The 16,557-nt window shown below is 73.2% G+C and carries 17 protein-coding genes; 8 read left to right on the top strand and 9 right to left on the bottom strand.

What is annotated here, in order from left to right; genetic code table 11:
- The first annotated feature begins 460 nt into the window (after window positions 1-460).
- Together ACFV5H_RS19715 and ACFV5H_RS19710 are read left to right on the top strand one after the other, a co-directional pair.
- On the top strand, window positions 461-931 hold the full coding sequence (locus ACFV5H_RS19715; RefSeq protein ID WP_385045184.1) for a DUF5709 domain-containing protein: 471 nt from the start codon (window positions 461-463) through the stop codon (window positions 929-931).
- A gap of 15 nt (window positions 932-946) precedes the next feature.
- A complete protein-coding gene (locus tag ACFV5H_RS19710) occupies window positions 947-1,201 on the top strand; it encodes a type B 50S ribosomal protein L31 (protein ID WP_073934726.1) in 255 nt (84 codons plus the stop codon).
- A 20-nt stretch (window positions 1,202-1,221) separates the two neighbouring features.
- On the opposite strand, the gene ACFV5H_RS19705 is transcribed toward ACFV5H_RS19710, so the two are convergent.
- Complete coding sequence (locus ACFV5H_RS19705) at window positions 1,222-2,016, bottom strand: metal-dependent hydrolase (RefSeq protein ID WP_385196244.1); 795 nt, start codon at window positions 2,014-2,016, stop codon at window positions 1,222-1,224.
- 145 nt (window positions 2,017-2,161) lie between these two features.
- Here ACFV5H_RS19705 and ACFV5H_RS19700 point away from each other — a divergent pair, with 145 nt between their 5' ends.
- Together ACFV5H_RS19700 and ACFV5H_RS19695 are read left to right on the top strand one after the other, a co-directional pair.
- Window positions 2,162-4,675: a DEAD/DEAH box helicase gene (locus ACFV5H_RS19700; RefSeq protein ID WP_385045190.1), complete on the top strand. Its 2,514-nt coding sequence runs from the start codon at window positions 2,162-2,164 to the stop codon at window positions 4,673-4,675.
- Between the two features lie 19 nt (window positions 4,676-4,694).
- Window positions 4,695-5,561, top strand: a complete 867-nt coding sequence (locus ACFV5H_RS19695; RefSeq protein ID WP_073934723.1) for an acyl-CoA thioesterase II — start codon at window positions 4,695-4,697, stop codon at window positions 5,559-5,561.
- Window position 5,562: 1 nt separating this feature from the next.
- Here ACFV5H_RS19695 and ACFV5H_RS19690 read toward each other — a convergent pair whose 3' ends face one another.
- From ACFV5H_RS19690 to ACFV5H_RS19660, 7 genes are all read right to left on the bottom strand, one after another.
- The gene (locus ACFV5H_RS19690; RefSeq protein WP_385196241.1) at window positions 5,563-6,483 is read right to left on the bottom strand and encodes a DUF6397 family protein; all 921 of its coding nucleotides are present in this window, start codon (window positions 6,481-6,483) and stop codon (window positions 5,563-5,565) included.
- Between the two features lie 126 nt (window positions 6,484-6,609).
- Complete coding sequence (locus ACFV5H_RS19685) at window positions 6,610-7,017, bottom strand: roadblock/LC7 domain-containing protein (protein ID WP_385045196.1); 408 nt, start codon at window positions 7,015-7,017, stop codon at window positions 6,610-6,612.
- A gap of 170 nt (window positions 7,018-7,187) precedes the next feature.
- Window positions 7,188-7,793: an ATP/GTP-binding protein gene (locus ACFV5H_RS19680; RefSeq protein WP_385045199.1), complete on the bottom strand. Its 606-nt coding sequence runs from the start codon at window positions 7,791-7,793 to the stop codon at window positions 7,188-7,190.
- A gap of 106 nt (window positions 7,794-7,899) precedes the next feature.
- Window positions 7,900-8,310, bottom strand: coding sequence for a DUF742 domain-containing protein (locus ACFV5H_RS19675; RefSeq protein WP_385045201.1), 411 nt, complete (start codon window positions 8,308-8,310; stop codon window positions 7,900-7,902).
- 22 nt (window positions 8,311-8,332) lie between these two features.
- A complete protein-coding gene (locus ACFV5H_RS19670) occupies window positions 8,333-8,770 on the bottom strand; it encodes a roadblock/LC7 domain-containing protein (protein ID WP_385196238.1) in 438 nt (145 codons plus the stop codon).
- Entirely contained in the window at window positions 8,767-11,349 is a 2,583-nt protein-coding gene (locus tag ACFV5H_RS19665; protein WP_385196235.1) for a nitrate- and nitrite sensing domain-containing protein, read from the bottom strand. The genes ACFV5H_RS19670 and ACFV5H_RS19665 overlap by 4 nt, the downstream gene beginning before the upstream one ends.
- A 65-nt stretch (window positions 11,350-11,414) precedes the next feature.
- A complete protein-coding gene (locus ACFV5H_RS19660; protein ID WP_385196233.1) occupies window positions 11,415-12,188 on the bottom strand; it encodes an MHYT domain-containing protein in 774 nt (257 codons plus the stop codon).
- 150 nt (window positions 12,189-12,338) lie between these two features.
- Here ACFV5H_RS19660 and ACFV5H_RS19655 point away from each other — a divergent pair, with 150 nt between their 5' ends.
- From ACFV5H_RS19655 to ACFV5H_RS19640, 4 genes are all read left to right on the top strand, one after another.
- Window positions 12,339-12,938, top strand: a complete 600-nt coding sequence (locus ACFV5H_RS19655; protein ID WP_385045211.1) for a class I SAM-dependent methyltransferase — start codon at window positions 12,339-12,341, stop codon at window positions 12,936-12,938.
- 284 nt (window positions 12,939-13,222) lie between these two features.
- On the top strand, window positions 13,223-13,519 hold the full coding sequence (locus ACFV5H_RS19650) for a hypothetical protein (RefSeq protein ID WP_385045213.1): 297 nt from the start codon (window positions 13,223-13,225) through the stop codon (window positions 13,517-13,519).
- 138 nt (window positions 13,520-13,657) lie between these two features.
- A complete protein-coding gene (locus tag ACFV5H_RS19645) occupies window positions 13,658-14,542 on the top strand; it encodes a hypothetical protein (RefSeq protein WP_385196231.1) in 885 nt (294 codons plus the stop codon).
- 183 nt (window positions 14,543-14,725) lie between these two features.
- The gene (locus tag ACFV5H_RS19640; protein ID WP_385196228.1) at window positions 14,726-16,111 is read left to right on the top strand and encodes a tannase/feruloyl esterase family alpha/beta hydrolase; all 1,386 of its coding nucleotides are present in this window, start codon (window positions 14,726-14,728) and stop codon (window positions 16,109-16,111) included.
- A gap of 4 nt (window positions 16,112-16,115) precedes the next feature.
- Here the strand turns inward: ACFV5H_RS19640 and ACFV5H_RS19635 are convergent, their stop codons facing one another.
- Entirely contained in the window at window positions 16,116-16,298 is a 183-nt protein-coding gene (locus tag ACFV5H_RS19635) for a hypothetical protein (RefSeq protein ID WP_030822433.1), read from the bottom strand.
- Window positions 16,299-16,557 lie beyond the last annotated feature (259 nt).

Here is a 16,557-nt window from a genome sequence, read left to right as displayed (position 1 = left end):
GGCGGGGGCGGGCCTGTGGGTGAGGTCCCCTCGGACCTTTCGGTGTGACCTCGGGCCGGTCCGGAATCCCGCCGCCCGGACCGGCGGCACCGTGCCGTACCGCTGGCCGGCCGCCGGCTCGGGGCATCCGACGCCCCCGGCAGCGGTGGGACCGGGGAACGCGGCCCGCGCCGACGGCCGTACCCGTACGGGTCCTCTGGCCCGGGGACGGTTCCGGGCCGTGGGCCGGGGTACCGGCGGGGGTGCCGGGCGGGGCGGAGTGAGGATCCCGGGCGCGCAGCCCGCCGGGGGTGTGCCGTTGCGCGGTGGGGAGCTCCGGTGGAAGGCTGTAGTCAGGCACCGGCTCGGGGGCGCCCGGGGCCCGGTGGACCGGGCACGGACGGCGCCAGTGCCCCGTGCAGCGGCGACCCGCCGCGGTCCGCGGTGAGAAGGGGCCGGTCCCCACCCCCTGGAGGTACCCGTGAACAGCGCCGACGGATGGGGAGATGACGTCTACCAGCCCGACGGTTCCGAGCAGAGGGAGGACACCGGGCTGCTCGACGCGGAGGACACCCTTGAGTACGACGGGGTCGACGATCCCCTCGACCGGGGCTGGTCCCCGCCGGAACGTCCCTGGGCGGTGGAGCACACCGGTGTGACGGCTGGGGAACGCCACCGGGGCGAGACCCTGGAAGAGCGGCTCGCCGAGGAGCAGCCCGACTCCCTCGCAGCCGACGGTGACGGCCTGGGCGATTCCCAGGACACCGACGGGGAACTCCTGGACGACGAGGTCGGAGCCGCACGCTCCGGCCGGCTCGTGGCCCCCGACGAAGGGGCGCACGAGGACGAGGAGGAGGCCCTGGTCGCCATGGACGTCGGCATCGACGGCGCTGCCGCCACCGCCGAAGAGGCCGCGATGCACGTCGTCGACGAGGACAACCTGCCGGGCTGACCCCGAGGAGCATCCATGCAGCAGGACAAGCACCCCGACTACCACCCGGTCGTCTTCCGTGACCGTGCCGCCGGATACGCCTTCCTCACCCGGTCCACCGCGACCAGCGACCGGACCATCGAGTGGGACGACGGCGAGACCTACCCGGTGGTGGAGGTGGAGATCTCCTCGGAGAGCCACCCGTTCTACACGGGCAGGGCCCGGACCGTGGACACGGAGGGCCGCGTCGCCCGCTTCGAGCGCCGGTACGGCGGTGAGGGTTCCGGCTGAGTCCCGGACGGGCGCGTCCCTCAGATCACGTTGAGCGCCGCCGCGCAGCCCACTCCGCCCAGCAGCATGAACACGGGCATCAGTACCTTCAGCTCCACCCAGCTGCCCGCCCGGAACCGCATCGCCTTCGGCGGGCCGATCGGGTACCAGCGCTTGCGGCCCACCGGTATCGGCCACAGGACCGGGCAGCCGGAGACGGTCAGCGCGTCCCCGATGTCGTGCACCAGCGCGCCCAGAACGACCGGCAGTCCCAGCCACAGGTACTCCTGGCCCGGCTCGGTGAACAGCCAGTCGGAGCCGTGTCCCGGCTGGTCCAGGACGCCCGCGATGATCCAGGCGCAGGCCGCGGCCAGCAGCCACACCAGGACGTCGCTGCTGGAGCCGCGCGTCGCCCGCCACAGCAGGCCCTCGATGGCCAGCACCATGTGCACGAAGAGGATGGCCAGCACCGCCCAGCGACCGCCCGTGATCGCCAGGGCCGCGGTGCCGGCACCGATCAGGACCGCCCACAGCCAGGTGTGGGTGAGCGTGCGGTGCCCGCCGGAGCGGCGCGGGTCGCCCTGCTTCTTGGTGGCCTTGTAGACGGCGTAGGACAGCTTGTCGACGATCTCGCACAGCCAGCGGGACACGGGGCCGAAGGCCCGTGAGATGGTGGCCGCCTTGTGGTCCAGGTCGGGGGCGAGCGCGGCGCCGGCGCAGATCAGGGCGCCGGCCAGGAGGACCGGCCAGGGCATGGAGTGTCCGGCCGCGGCCGTCGCCGCGCCGACCCCGAGCCAGGCCGCGGCGCCCGACAGTGAGTGTGCTGGTCCCATCATCGCCGTTGCCCGCCCCATTCCTCGTTCGCCGTCGGCCGGTTGACCCGGTGCGTTGACGCCCCGCCGGCGACACAGCGTAGCGTCCGCGATCTTCGCGTCCGCAGCCGATTCCCCCATCGGCCGGGCGGGCAGGCAAGATGGGGGCGTGACCCTCATCGATCAGCTGCCGCCGACCGCCGACCCCGACGCCCTCTACGAAGCCTTCGAGTCGTGGGCCCAGGAGCGCGGTCTCACGCTCTACCCCCATCAGGAGGAGGCGCTGATCGAGGTGGTGTCCGGGGCGAACGTGATCGTGTCGACGCCCACGGGCTCCGGCAAGAGCATGATCGCGGCGGCCGCCCACTTCGCCGCCCTGGCGCGCGACGAGGTCACCTTCTACACGGCGCCCATCAAGGCGCTGGTGTCGGAGAAGTTCTTCGAGCTGTGCAAGATCTTCGGCACCGAGAACGTCGGCATGCTCACCGGCGACGCGTCCGTCAACGCCGACGCCCCGGTCATCTGCTGCACCGCCGAGGTGCTGGCGTCGATCGCGCTGCGCGACGGCAAGGACGCCGACGTGGGCCAGGTCGTGATGGACGAGTTCCACTTCTACGCGGAAGGGGACCGCGGCTGGGCCTGGCAGATCCCGCTCCTCGAGCTGCCGCAGGCGCAGTTCGTGCTGATGTCGGCGACGCTCGGCGACGTCTCCTTCTTCGAGAAGGACCTCACCCGCCGCACCGGCCGCCCCACCGCCGTGGTCCGCTCGGCGACGCGTCCCGTGCCGCTGTCCTACGAGTACCGGTACACGCCGCTCACCGAGACGCTCACCGATCTGCTCGAGGCCCGGCAGGCGCCGGTCTACATCGTGCACTTCACGCAGGCGCAGGCGGTGGAGCGGGCGCAGGCGCTGATGAGCATCAACATGTGCACGCGCGAGGAGAAGGACAGGATCGCCGAGCTGATCGGCAACTTCCGTTTCACCACCAAGTTCGGCCGCAATCTCTCCCGCTACGTCCGGCACGGCATCGGCGTGCATCACGCCGGCATGCTGCCCAAGTACCGGCGGCTGGTGGAGAAGCTCGCGCAGGCGGGTCTGCTGAAGGTCATCTGCGGCACCGACACGCTCGGGGTGGGCGTCAACGTCCCCATCCGTACGGTGCTGTTCACGGCCCTGACCAAGTACGACGGCAACCGCGTGCGCACACTGCGGGCCCGTGAGTTCCACCAGATCGCGGGCCGCGCCGGACGCGCCGGCTTCGACACCGAGGGCTTCGTGGTGGCACAGGCCCCCGAGCACGTCGTCGAGAACGAGAAGGCCCTGGCCAAGGCGGGCGACGATCCGAAGAAGCGCCGCAAGGTCGTGCGCAAGAAGGCGCCCGAGGGCTTCGTCGCCTGGAGCGAGCAGACCTTCGAGAAGCTGATCGGCTCCGATCCGGAGCCGCTGACCTCCCGCTTCCGGGTCACGCACACCATGCTGCTGTCGGTGATCGCACGACCCGGCAACGCCTTCGAGGCGATGCGACGGCTGCTGGAGGACAACCACGAGCCGCGCAAGCAGCAGCTGCGGCACATCCGGCGGGCGATCGCCATCTACCGTTCGCTGCTGGACGGCGGCATCGTCGAGAAGCTCGACCGGCCGGACGCCGAGGGCCGGATCGTCCGCCTCACCGTGGACCTGCAGCAGGACTTCGCGCTGAACCAGCCGCTGTCCACGTTCGCGCTGGCCGCGTTCGAACTGCTGGACCCCGAGTCGCCGTCGTACGCGCTGGACATGGTGTCCGTCGTGGAGTCCACGCTGGACGATCCGCGTCAGATCCTCGCCGCCCAGCAGAACAAGGCGCGCGGCGAGGCGGTCGCCGCGATGAAGGCCGACGGGGTGGAGTACGAGGAGCGCATGGAGCGGCTCCAGGACATCACCTACCCGAAGCCGCTGGAGGAGCTGCTCTTCCACGCGTACAACACCTACCGCAAGAGCCACCCCTGGGTCGGTGACCATCCGCTGTCGCCGAAGTCCGTGATCCGGGACATGTACGAGCGGGCGCTGTCGTTCACCGAGTTGGTGTCCCACTACGAGCTGGCCCGCACCGAGGGCATCGTGCTGCGCTACCTCGCGAGCGCCTACAAGGCGCTGGAGCACACCGTCCCGGACGACCTGAAGTCGGAGGACCTGGAGGATCTGATCGCCTGGCTGGGCGAGACGGTGCGCCAGGTCGACTCCAGCCTGCTGGACGAGTGGGAGCAGCTGGCCAACCCGGAGGAGATGACCGCCGAGGAGGCTCAGGAGAGGGCCGACCAGGTCAAGCCGGTCACCGCCAACGCGCGTGCCTTCCGCGTCCTGGTCCGCAACGCCATGTTCCGACGGGTCGAGCTCGCCGCCCTCGACCAGGTGGACGAGCTGGGCGAGCTGGACGCCGAGGGCGGCTGGGACGCGGATGCCTGGGGCGAGGCGATGGACAAGTACTGGGACGAGTACGAGGAGCTCGGCACCGGTCCCGACGCCCGCGGGCCGAAGCTGCTGCTGATCGAGGAGCAGCCGGAGAACGGGCTGTGGCGGGTCCGGCAGATCTTCGACGACCCCAGCGGCGACCACGACTGGGGCATCAGTGCCGAGGTCGACCTCACCGCCTCCGACGCGGAGGGCCGCGCGGTCGTCCGGGTCACCGATGTCGGCCAGTTGTGAGCACAGGAGAAACCCACCCATGACGAATCCGGCCGAGAGCCTCGTCGCCCTGCTCGACCTGGAGCAGATCGAGGTCAACATATTCCGTGGCCGCAGCCCGCAGGAGTCCCTCCAGCGGGTCTTCGGCGGCCAGGTGGCCGGCCAGGCCCTGGTCGCCGCCGGCCGCACCACGGAGGGCGACCGTCCCGTGCACTCCCTGCACGCGTACTTCCTCCGTCCGGGCAGACCCGGGGTGCCGATCGTGTACCAGGTCGAACGGGTGCGGGACGGCCGGTCGTTCACGACCCGCCGGGTCACCGCGGTGCAGCAGGGCCGCACGATCTTCAATCTGACCGCCTCCTTCCACAAACCTGAGCAGGGGAGTTTCGAGCACCAGCTGCCGCCGGCCCGCGAGGTCCCGGACCCCGAGTCGCTGCCGACGGTGTCGGACGAGATCCGTGAGCACCTGGGCGCGCTGCCGGAGCAGTTGGAGCGGATGGCGCGCCGCCAGCCCTTCGACATCCGTTATGTGGACCGGCTGCGCTGGGATGCCGACGACGTCAAGGGCGCCGAACCGCGCAGCGCGGTGTGGATGCGCGCGGTCGGCCCGCTCGGTGACGACCCGCTGGTGCACACCTGCGCCCTGACGTACGCCAGCGACATGACACTCCTGGACGCCGTGCGGATCCCGGTGGAGCCGCTGTGGGGGCCGCGCGGCTTCGACATGGCGTCGCTGGACCACGCGATGTGGTTCCACCGTCCGTTCCGCGCCGACGAGTGGTTCCTGTACGACCAGGAGTCGCCGATCGCCACGGGCGGGCGGGGTCTGGCCCGCGGCCGGATCTACGACCTGGAGGGCCGGATGCTGGTGTCCGTCGTCCAGGAGGGGTTGTTCCGGGCCCTGTAGGTCACCGGTTTCCGCGCCACCACCGGCCCAGCAGGCCGCGGGACGTCCCGTGTACCGGTTCGACGGTTTCCGGCGCGCGCTGGACCGGTTCCGGCCGGCGGGGAGCGGGACGGGGTGCCGGCCGGTGTGTCCGCGCCTCCTCCGTCAGCCGGGCCAGATCGGCCTGCAGCCAGGCGACCTCGTCCGGGTCCTGAGCGGTCATGAGCTCTTCCGCCAGGTCCGCGGCCGGTGAGCCGGGCACGCCGTGGGACGGCGGCGGCCGGCGGAACCCGTCGAGGTGGGAGCGGTCGTAGGGGTCCGGGACGGCCTCCGACACGTGCAGCGGGCCGAGCAGCGACGCCACGGCCCCGGCGCGCGCCCAGGGGTCGTCGGCCCGGCGGAGCATGAAGCCCAGCTGCCGGGTGCGCCAGTTGCGCGGGCGCAGGTCGATGCCGGTGCCGAGCTGACTCCTGAGATTCTCGGGCGTGCGCCCCGTCAGTAGAGGCGTGTTCCTGTCGTCGGCCGCGAACAGCCGTAGCTCCTCGGCCAGGTAGAGCCAGACCACGGCGCGGTAGCGGTTCAGGTAGAACTTCACGGGCACCAGCAGTCCCAGCTTCGCGAGGCGGGTGAAACGGGTCTTCGTCACGTCGATGAGGGCGGCGCCCTCCGTGGTGCCCACGGCTTGCACGTTCCGGCGCAGGGCCTCCGGAAACCCCGGTCCGGCGCGGAGCCGCTCGATCTCGGCCCGGTCGACCCGCCGGCCCCCTCCGCCGGCGTCGGGGATCGTACGGATCCGCCCGAGCTGCACGGCGAGGTCGAACTCGGTGCTTTTGAGACCGAGTTCGCGGGCCGCGCGGCCCGGGCCGACCCGGACCTCCCGCGCCGTCGCGGGCCGCGCGGCGATGGCGGTGGTGTCGTGCGTGACGGTGCGCTGTCCGGGCATGTTCGTCTTCCCCCGTGGAGTGTGGGCGGCCGGCGCCGGGTGCGCCGCCGGGAAAAACCGTAGCCGGTTTGTCACTCTCCGTGGCAAGCCTGTGGACAACTCCGCAGTGGAGGACGAACTCGCAGGTCAGAGCTCTGTGCCGGGTTCCTGCCGACGGGCGTCCACGTCCAGATGCTCGCCGACCCGGTTGACCAGCAGGGTCATCTCGTACGCGATCTGGCCGATGTCGGCCTCCGCCCCGCTGAGTACGCACAGACAGCTGCCGGTGCCCGCCGCGGTGACGAAGAGCACCGCGTCGTCGAACTCGATCATCGTCTGGCGTACCCCGCCCGCGCCGAAGTGCCGTCCCGAACCCTTGGCGAGGCTGTGCAGTCCGGACGAGACGGCGGCGAGGTGTTCCGCGTCCTCGCGCCGCAGCCCCGTGCTCGCGCCCGTCACCAGCCCGTCGTTGGACAGGACCAGTGCGTGCCGTACGTGTTCGACGCGTTGGGTCAGGTCGTCCAGCAGCCAGTCGAGTCCCTGGTTCTGCGCCATGTCGTGTGTCTCCCCCTGGTTCTTCCCCGTGGTCTGCCCCGTGTGCCGTTCCCCCCTGGCGGGAGGGCCCTCGCGCCAGCCTTCCCCACGACCGGGCGCCGGGCAAGGAGGACGGGCGCCCAGGGGCGGAAGATGACCGAGGAACAGTGGCGCGAGCCCGGATCCCACGGTCATCCCACCGAGTCGAGCAGCCGGGCGGTGTGCACGCGTCCGGCGTACTCGACGAGCCGGATCAGCACCTCCTTCCCCGAGTCGCGCTCGCGTGCGTCGCACAGCACGACGGGCGTTCCGGCGTCCAGGTCGAGCGCGCGGCAGACGTCTCCCGTGTCGTGGCGCCGGGCTCCCGTGAAGCAGTTGACGGCGACGACGAACGGGATCCGCCGGTGCTCGAAGTAGTCCACCGCGGGGAAGCAGTCCTCCAGGCGCCGGGTGTCCGCGAGGACCACCGCGCCCAGGGCGCCCTGCGCCAGCTCGTCCCACAGGAACCAGAAGCGGTCCTGTCCCGGGGTGCCGAAGAGGTACAGGGAGAGTCCCGAGCGGATGGTGATGCGCCCGAAGTCCATGGCGACGGTCGTGGTGACCTTCTGGTCCACGCCGTCGGTGTCGTCCACCGACTGACCGGCTTGGCTGAGCAGTTCCTCGGTGCGCAGCGGCCGGATCTCACTGACCGCGCCCACCAGGGTGGTCTTGCCCACGCCGAATCCGCCGGCGACCAGTATCTTCAGCGCCAGCGCGGCCGTCTCGTCACCGGGGGCGTCGGAGTGTTCGGGGACCATCGATCACTTCTCTCTGGAGTCCCGGCCGCGGTCGGCGGGGATACGGATGTGCCCTGGGCCCGGGAGGCGTCGCCGCGCGGCGTCCCGGCCGGGGATGCGGTGTCGTCTACAGGGCCCGCAGGCCCTCGATCACCTCGCGGAGAACGCGCTCGTCGGGCAGGTGGGCGGGCGGTACGGGGCGGCTGACGGTGACGTGGCCGCGCTCCAGCAGGTCGCCGAGGAGCACCCGGACCACGCCGAGGGGCAGGTCCGCGCCCGCGGCGAGTTCGGCGACCGACTGTGTCTCCGGGCGGCACAGGTCGATCAGGGCTCGGTGCTCGGGACCGAGCGCCGGGTCGTCGGCGCCGGGGGCGGCAGGGTCCGGGGTGACGAGGGCGATCAGGTCGAACCGCACCCCGCCGGGGCCGGGCCCGGTGCGTCCGCCGGTCATGGCGTACGGCCGGACCAGGGGCCCGGCCTCGTGGTCGTACCACTGGCTGTCCGCCGCGCGCGGGACGCCCGTCGTGTCCTCGGTCATCTTCCCGGACCGCTTCCTCGTCTCATCCGGCGGCCGGTGGCCGCGCGCCGGCCCGTGGCGGGGTGTAGAGGTGCTCGCCGACGCGCTTGACCAGCCGTGCCATCTCGTAGGCCACCAGGCCGATGTCGGCGGTCACGGCCGTCAGGAGGGCGAGGCAGGTGCCGTCCCCGGCGGCGGCGACGAACAGGAAGCCTTCGTCCATCTCGACCATCGTCTGGCGCACTCCACCGGCCCCGAAGTGCCGGCCCGCGCCCTTGGCGAGGCTGTGGAAGCCGGAGGCGACCGCCGCGAGGTGCTCGGCGTCCTCGCGTCCGAGGCCGCCGGAGGCTCCGACGGCGAGTCCGTCGTTGGAGAGCACCACGGCGTGCCGGACGTCGCCGACGCGGAGCACCATGTCGTCGAGCAGCCAGTCGAGTTCACCGGATCGCCGGCCGGTCCTCGTACTCGGTTCCTGGATCATGCGGGGTCTCCTTCGGTGCTGTGCTTCACGGGACCGGGACCGGGACCGGCACCGCGGCCGGAGGGCCTGCCGCCGCCGCGTACCCAGCCGTCGCGGTAGGCCGCCATGCGGTCCCGTACGAGTTCGGGGGTGCGGTCGTCCCGGCCGTCGTGCCGCGCGGGCCCGGGCGTTTCCCGGCGGCCGTCGCGCAGTTGGGGGGCGAGGCTGGCCTGTCGTACGCGGCGTGGGAGGTCGCCGGAGCCGGCGGGCTCCTCCTCCGGGCGGTGCAGTCGCAAGGCGGCGACTCCTGGGGGTCGGTTCGCGGCGGTGCCCCGCGCGGTGTCGGTGGTGCGGTCCGGCGGGCCGTAGCCGGTGTCCGCCATGGCGAGGGTGCCTTCCGCCGGGTCGGCGACCGGAGCCACCAGGGCGGGCCGGTCGTCCGGTGCGGGGACGGCCTCGTGGCGCGCGATGCCGTCGGGCCTCCGCGCGGAGGCATGCTCCTCGTGCCGTGTCTTCGGTGCCGTCCCGCCGCCGGGACGTTCCGTCGCGCCGTCGTCCAGCAGGACGGTGGGGAGCAGGACGACCGCGGTGGTGCCGCCGTACGGAGAGGCCCTCAGGTGCACCTTGACGTCGTGCCGGGCGGCGAGCCTGCTGACCACGAACAGGCCGAGCCGGTCGCTGTCGAACAGGTCGAGCGCCTCGGACTCGGTGATGCGGCGGTTGGCCTCGGCGAGGGTCTCCTTGCCCATGCCCAGCCCCCGGTCCTCGACCTCGACGGCGTAGCCGTTGCCGACGGGTTCGCCGGTGACGCGTACGCGCGTGTGGGGCGGTGAGAACTGGGCGGCGTTCTCGATGATCTCGGCGAGGAGGTGGGTGAGGTCGGCGACGGCCGCGCCGACGACGGACGCCTCGGAGAGCTGCCGTACCTCCACGCGGGCGTAGTCCTCGACCTCGGACACGGCCGCGCGCACCACGTCGGTGAGCGGGACGGGCATGCGCCAGGCGCGGCCCGGTGCCGCTCCGGAGAGGATGATCAGGCTCTCCGCGTGGCGCCGCATCCGCGTGGTGAGGTGGTCGAGGCGGAAGAGGTCGCTCAGCTCGCCGGGATCGTCGGAGCGGCGCTCCATGCTGTCCAGGAGGCTCAGTTGCCGGTGGACGAGGATCTGGCTGCGGCGGGCGAGATTGACGAAGACGCCGGAGATCCCGCCGGCCAGTTCCGCGCGCTCAGCGGCGGCGCGCAGCGCGGCGCGGTGCACCGTGCCGAGGGCCTCGGCGACCTGGCCGGTCTCGTCCTGGGCGGGCGGCCCGGACGGGGCCTCCGCGCGGATGTCGATCTCCCCGCCCGAGCGCAGTTTCCGCATGGCCTCGGGGAGTTTGCGGCGGGCGATCTCCAGGGCGTCGTTGCGCAGGCCGACCAGCTCGACCACGAGCCCCCGGCCGATGCGTACGGAGACGACGAGCGACGCGACGACGGCGGCGAGGCCGAAGAGCACGGCGGCGCCGGCCGGGGTGAGCAGTCCGCGGGTGAACGGGCCGGCCCGGTGGGTGGCGCCGGCGGCCGCGTCGGTCCCGACGCCCCGCATGCCGTCCCGCACGCGCGCGTGCGCCGTGTCCCAGGTGTCCCGCGGAACCGCTTGGGCGGCCCGGGCGCCGGGGCCGGCGACGAGGATCTCGTCCTCGGCGGTGCGGAGGACGGCGTAGGCGCGGCTGTCGGCGAGGGCACGCCACTCGGTGCGGGCGGGGTCGCGCAGGTCGGCGACGGCGGAACCGGTGAGTGCGCGGCGCAGTTCGACGGCCCCGGTGAACAGGCGCAGCCGTTCACCGCCGAGACTGCCGTGCAGCCGGGCACTGGCCAGGATCGCGTCCTCCTGGGCCAACGCCTCCCCCGCGCGGGAGAATTCGAGCAGCACGCGCGCGTCGGAGCCGAGTTCGGCGTCCTGGATGCCGGTGAGGGCGCCGCCGACGCCGAAGGCCGCGGAGACGGTGCTCGTGTACTGGTCGTAGGTCTGCGTCCAGCCCGCACGGCCTTCGCTCAGTGCCGTCCGCAGCGGGCCCAGCCGTTCGGCCGCGGTGACGAAGGCTTCGAGGCGGCCGGCCACCGCGCGGGGCAGTTCCTCGCCGTCGGCCACGGTCCGGTGCTCGCCCAGCCGCAGTTCCGCGACCGCCCGGTCGGTGCGCCGCGCGAGTTCCGTCAGGTCGTCGGAGCGTACCGCCGAGGTGTCGGTGGCGCGGCGCACCGCGACCGCGCGTTCGGCCTGGAGGGCGGCGACGGCGGCGGAGAGCGGGGCGCGGACCGCGGCGTCCACGCGCTGGACCTGACGCAGCCGGGAGACGTCCTGGGCGGTGGTCACGGTGGCGTACGCCCACAGGGCGAGCAGGGAGACGACCGGCACCATCAACAGGCAGATGATCTTGGCGCGCACGGTACGAGGACCGCCGAACCGGCGCCCCACATGCGTGGGTGCCGTGCCCGGGGCCGGATCACCCAGGGGGTTCGGGCCTTCGTCGGCCGGTGGTCCGGCGTGCGCGCGCCGGCCGCGCGCGGGAGGCGGGGGCGGCACCTCCGCGCGGGCTGTCGGGATCCTCCGGGATGTGCGCATGGACTCCTCGCTCGGGAGTGGTGCGTGGGACGGGCCACAACGGTCGTCGGCGCCGCGGGGCGCGGTCAGTGGGCGGTGTGCCCGGCCGGGCGCTGGGCCGAGGCGGACGCCTCGCGCTCCCCGGCCGTCGGCGACAGCGCCACGAAGGCCGAGGTGATGAAGAGGTAGGACCCGAGACCGACGGCGAGCGGGAAGATGAACTGCATCGCCGTGGCGCCGGGCAGGGGTTCGCCGGAGGGCGTGACACGCACGCTCACCGCGAACATCCCCGTGTAGTGCATGCTGCTGACCGCGGCGCCCATGATCAGGGAGGCGAGGGTGACCGCGACGGGCGACCGGATGTTGAGCGCCGCCCACAGGGCCGCCGTGGCCGCGACGACGGCGATCAGGACGGAGAGGCCGACGAGCACCGGGGCGTAGCCCACCTCGCCGTGCAGCCGCACCGCCGCCATACCCAGGTAGTGCATGCTGGCGACGCCGAGACCGGTGGTGAGCCCGCCCAGCAGCAGCGCCCGGACCCGGTCGCGGCTGTGGCCGACGGCGAAGACGCCGGCGCACACGACGGCCATGGCGACGAGCAGGCCGGCGAGGGTGAGCGGCACGTCGTAGCGGATGTCGGTGCCGCTGACGGCGAATCCGAGCATGGCCACGAAGTGCATGGTCCAGATGCCCGTGCCGATCGCCGAGGCGGCGGTGAGCAGCCAGTTGCGGCGCGCGCTGCCGGTGGCGGCGAGCGCGCGGACGGTGCAGCGCAGTCCGAGGGCGGCGCCGGTGCAGGCCATCGCGTACGACAGCACGGGGGTAAGCCATCCCAGGGCGGCGTGGTCCAGGTGTCCCATGGCCCCGGGACGCTAGGGGGCGCGGGCGCGCGAAGGGGACGCGTTTCGAAAGCGGCTGAAATATGACGCAGCGGTGCGCCGGAACGACCGCGTCACGCTCGAACGTGCGCACAAGGGCGTAGTCCGTCCCGGTGAGGGATCATGCGGAGCATGAGCGACGACCACACACACGTCCAGGAGTTCTTCGCCGCGCGTGCCGCCGACTGGGACCGCCGCTTCCCCGACGACGGTCCGGTCTACGCCGCCGCGGTCGCCGAGCTCGGGCTGCGCGAGGGTGACCGGGTGCTCGACGCGGGCTGCGGCACCGGGCGCGCCCTGCCGCCGCTGCGTGCGGCCGTGGGGCCCTCGGGCGTGGTCCTCGGCGCGGATCTGACGCCGGCCATGCTGCGGGAGGCGGCACGGGCCGGACGGGACCGTGACGGGGCGCTGCTGCTGACCGACGTCGCCGTGCTGCCGCTGCGCCCGTCCGCGCTGGACGCCGTGTTCGCGGCGGGTCTGATCGCCCACCTGCCCGACCCGGCCGGCAATCTCCGGGAGATCGCGCGGGTGGTGCGGCCGGGTGGCGTGCTCGCGCTGTTCCATCCGGTCGGCCGGGCGGCGCTCGCCGCCCGGCAGGGCCGCACGCTCACCCCGGACGACCTCCGCGCGGAGCCGAATCTCCGTGCGCTGCTGTCCCGTTCGGGGTGGCGCATGACGTCGTACGTCGACGAGGACACGCGCTTCCTGGCGCTGGCCGTCCGCACGGACTGAGCGTCCGGCCACCCGCCGGGCGCCCGGTCCGGGTTCCGCACCGGGCCGCTCCGAAGTCCCGGTACGGGGTGACTCCCGGGTCCGCCGGCCGGTGGCCGCGCCTGCCGGACCGCTCCGTGAGCTCTGCCGTCCGGGCGAGCAGGGCCGGCCGGTGCGCGGAACGGCGCAGGTCCCGGAGTGCCGCACCGTGCCGCCCTCTTCTCCCGTCGAAGCCGCAACTCTACGTTGAACAGCAGGAGATGGACGTTCGGCGAGGACAACCGTGCCGGGGAAAGGTGGACCGCATGTGGGGAAGGGTTCGGGGGATCGGGAGCAGAGTGATCGGCAGGTGGCGCGCGGAGGAGCGGGCCGGTCGGGAAGAGCGTCCGCACAATCTTTTCGAGGCCGCCGCGGCGTACGTCTCGGCCTGTGCGGAGGACGATCAGGACCGGATCGACGAGGCGGCCGGCTGGGTGTCGCCGGAGGCGCTGTCGTTCGGGGTGAACGAGCTGGCGTGCCGGGCGGTGATCACGCTCGCGCGGGAGCGGGACGAGTCTCCGGGGACGGTCGCGCGGGCGCTGCTGGGTCTTCCGGCCGCCTGAACCGTCCGCCGGTACGTGGTCGATTCGCCCCGTCCGGCCGGAAACCTGCAGCTCCGGGCATGGCTGCGGGGGTCGTGACAAGCGGCTCGGGGTCGGCATAGGGTGCGCGCCGGTGGACGAAGCGATGGGGAGGCTGGGATGGCCGGGACGGACGAGGAAGCCGTCGCCGCCGCGGACGACGCGCTCTATGTGCTCACGGCGGCGCTGCTGACGCCGGCGAAGTTCCCGAGCGTGCTGGGCGACGACTACCCGGAGGCGTGCGCGGCGCTCGGCCTTCCGCCCCTCGCCGACGGGTACGGGCTGGTGCTCGGCCAGGACGGCGAGGGCGCCCGGTGGACCGTCGTCGTCGACGACGTCTCGCTGGTCGCCGTCGCGATCGCGTCCTGGGACTGCGGGATGGAGCACGATCTGTCGCCGGACGAGCGCACGGTCGTCGCCGCGCTGCCCGGCTGGCCCCTCGCGGTGGCCGTCGCGGCGCCGAACGTGCCCGCGCCGCACGATCCCGGCCCGGACGTCACGGACGGGCCCCCGCTGGCCCCGCCGGACGCCGGGGCCTGGGGACCGGCCCAGCGCCGGCTGGGTGCCGACGAGATCGCGCTGCAGTGGGCGGTCTGGCGGGAGCAGGTCGACGACGCGGCGTTCCCGGCGCCGGGTGGTCCGGCCCGGGCGGCCGACGACGCCGAGGGGTCCGCGGAGGAGCCCGCGGAGGACGGCCGGACGGAAGAAGCGGGCGGCCGGACGGACGGGCGGCCGGGGCACGGAGGGATCCGGCGGGTGCTGGCGGAGGCACGCGCGTACGTCGACTCGGCGCCGCCGCTCGGCCGGGTCCGCTCGTCCTTCGCCCCGGGTGGCGCGCGCACCCTGCGTGCCGACGGCCCCGGCTGGTCGCTGGTGGCCCGGACCGACGACATCGCGTTCGTCCTGCTCGACGACGAACCCGGCGAGGTCCTGCCGGTGGGCCGGGGCCCGGAGCTGCCGGGCCTGCTCGAAGCGCTCGACCGGATGGCCGTACGGCCGCTCTGAGCACACGCGGCTTCGAGAAGGGCCAGGGGTGACGGACGTCAGCGTGTGTTGAAACCCCACGTGTGGACGCCGTTCCATAGGGCGCCGACCCATCGATGACGGCGAGGGTGGGCCCTCACCATGGGGCAGTTCCGCGATCGACCTCATGTCCCCCTTCCCCTGCTCGTCCTCTCGGAGGCCGTCATGCGCCCCTCCCGTGGCGTTCCCTTGCTCGTCGCCGTCCTCGCCGCGGCCGCCCTCACCGCTCCGACTCCGGCCGGCGCGGCCGGGGACGGTCACTGCGCACGCCAGGAACGCGTGCGTGTGCCGGGCGCCGCCCATCAGCGCAGTGCCTGTCTCGCCGATCTGACCACGGCGGGGCTGGCCGGTACGCCGTACACCGACATGGCCGACCAGGCGGGGCTGACCGCCGCGGCCACCCGGTCGCCGTCCGGCGTGCCCGGAGTGCAGATCGACGGCTACTTCCCGGACTCGTCCCGCTTCAACAACACCCACGGCTGGCGGCACGACGCCCAGTTCGTGATCCGGCTGCCCGACCGCTGGAACGGCGGGCTGGTCGTCACCGGGGCGCCCGGCAACCGCAAGCAGTACGCGACCGACAAGGCGATCTCCGACCAGGTACTGGCGCGGGGCTACGCCTACGCGGCGACCGACAAGGGCAACAGCGGCGTCGACTTCCACCGTGACGGCAGGCGGCCCGGTGATGCGGTCGCCGAGTGGAACGCGCGCACCGCACAGCTCACCCGCGCCGCCCGGCGCGCGGTGGCCCAGCGCTACGGGCACGCCCCGCGCCGCACCTACATGACCGGCGTCTCCAACGGCGGCTACCTCACCCGCTGGCAGCTGGAGAACCACCCGGAGCTGTACGACGGCGGGGTGGACTGGGAGGGCACCCTGTGGGCCGCCGAGGGGCCTCACCCGCTGCTCTCCCTTCCCGTGGCGGTGGCCCGGACGTACGGCAGGGCGACCGACGAGGACATGTACGCGGCGGGCTTCGCACGCGGGTCCGAATTCCTGTGGCCGTACCACGAGAAGGTCTACTGGGGACTCACGCAGAAGATCTACCGCGCCGAGTTCGACCCGGACTACGACCCGGGCTGTCCCGGCCCCTCCGCCGGGCCGACGACGGAGCAGATCCTCGCGCCGTGCCCGTCCGACGCCGCCTACGACTACGCCTCGCGCCCCGCATCCGTGCACCGTGCCGTGGAACGCGTGGCGCTCACCGGGCGGATCGGGCGGCCGATGATCACCCTGCACGGCGATCTGGACGCGCTGCTGCCCAAGTCCGTCGACTCCGATGTGTACGACGACATGGTCGAGGCGAGCGGACGCGGGCGGATGCACCGCTACTACACGGTGCCGGGCGGGACGCACGTCGACGGGCTGTACGACACTCATCCGGACCGGCTGCGGCCGATCCTGCCCTGCTACCGCTCGGCGTTCGACGCCCTGGTCGCATGGGTGGAGCGCGGAGTCGCGCCGCCCGCCGACCGGACGGTCGGCGGGCCCGCGGACGGCGATGTGGTCGACTCCTGCGCGCTGGGCTCCGGTGAGGCGGTGACGCCGTAGCGCCTCAGCGGCCCAGCTCCTTGCGCGAGACGCGGCGCAGCCTGCGCCGCTGTGCGGGGTCCAGGGCGAGGTACGCGGCGGCCGGGACTCCCAGGACTATCAGGAGCGCGGCCCACCAGGGCAGCCAGATGAGCAGGATCAGTCCGGCCGCCACACCCCCCGCGGCGATCTTGGCGTTCTTCGACATGAGTGTCGCCTCCTTCGCGGCCATTGCCGCTCTCTGCCGTGAGAACGGGCCCGCGCCCGCGGCGGTTCCGGACCCCGACCCTGAGACGTCCCTGAGGAACGACCCCTAAGGTCTTCGAGAGCCCTTCGTGGGGCGCCCCGGCGGGGGGGCCCCCCCACCCCCACAACGGGTCCCGGCGCCCACACCAACCAGACCCCCGGGGCGTGTTAACCAATAACAAACCCCCCGACCATAGAGTGTGTGGGGTTTGGGGGTGGGG

The sequence above is a fragment of the Streptomyces sp. NPDC059787 genome, assembly GCF_042732315.1.
Classification (GTDB): Bacteria; Actinomycetota; Actinomycetes; order Streptomycetales; family Streptomycetaceae; genus Streptomyces; species Streptomyces atrovirens.
This window is presented reverse-complemented; position numbering and strand designations above follow the sequence as displayed.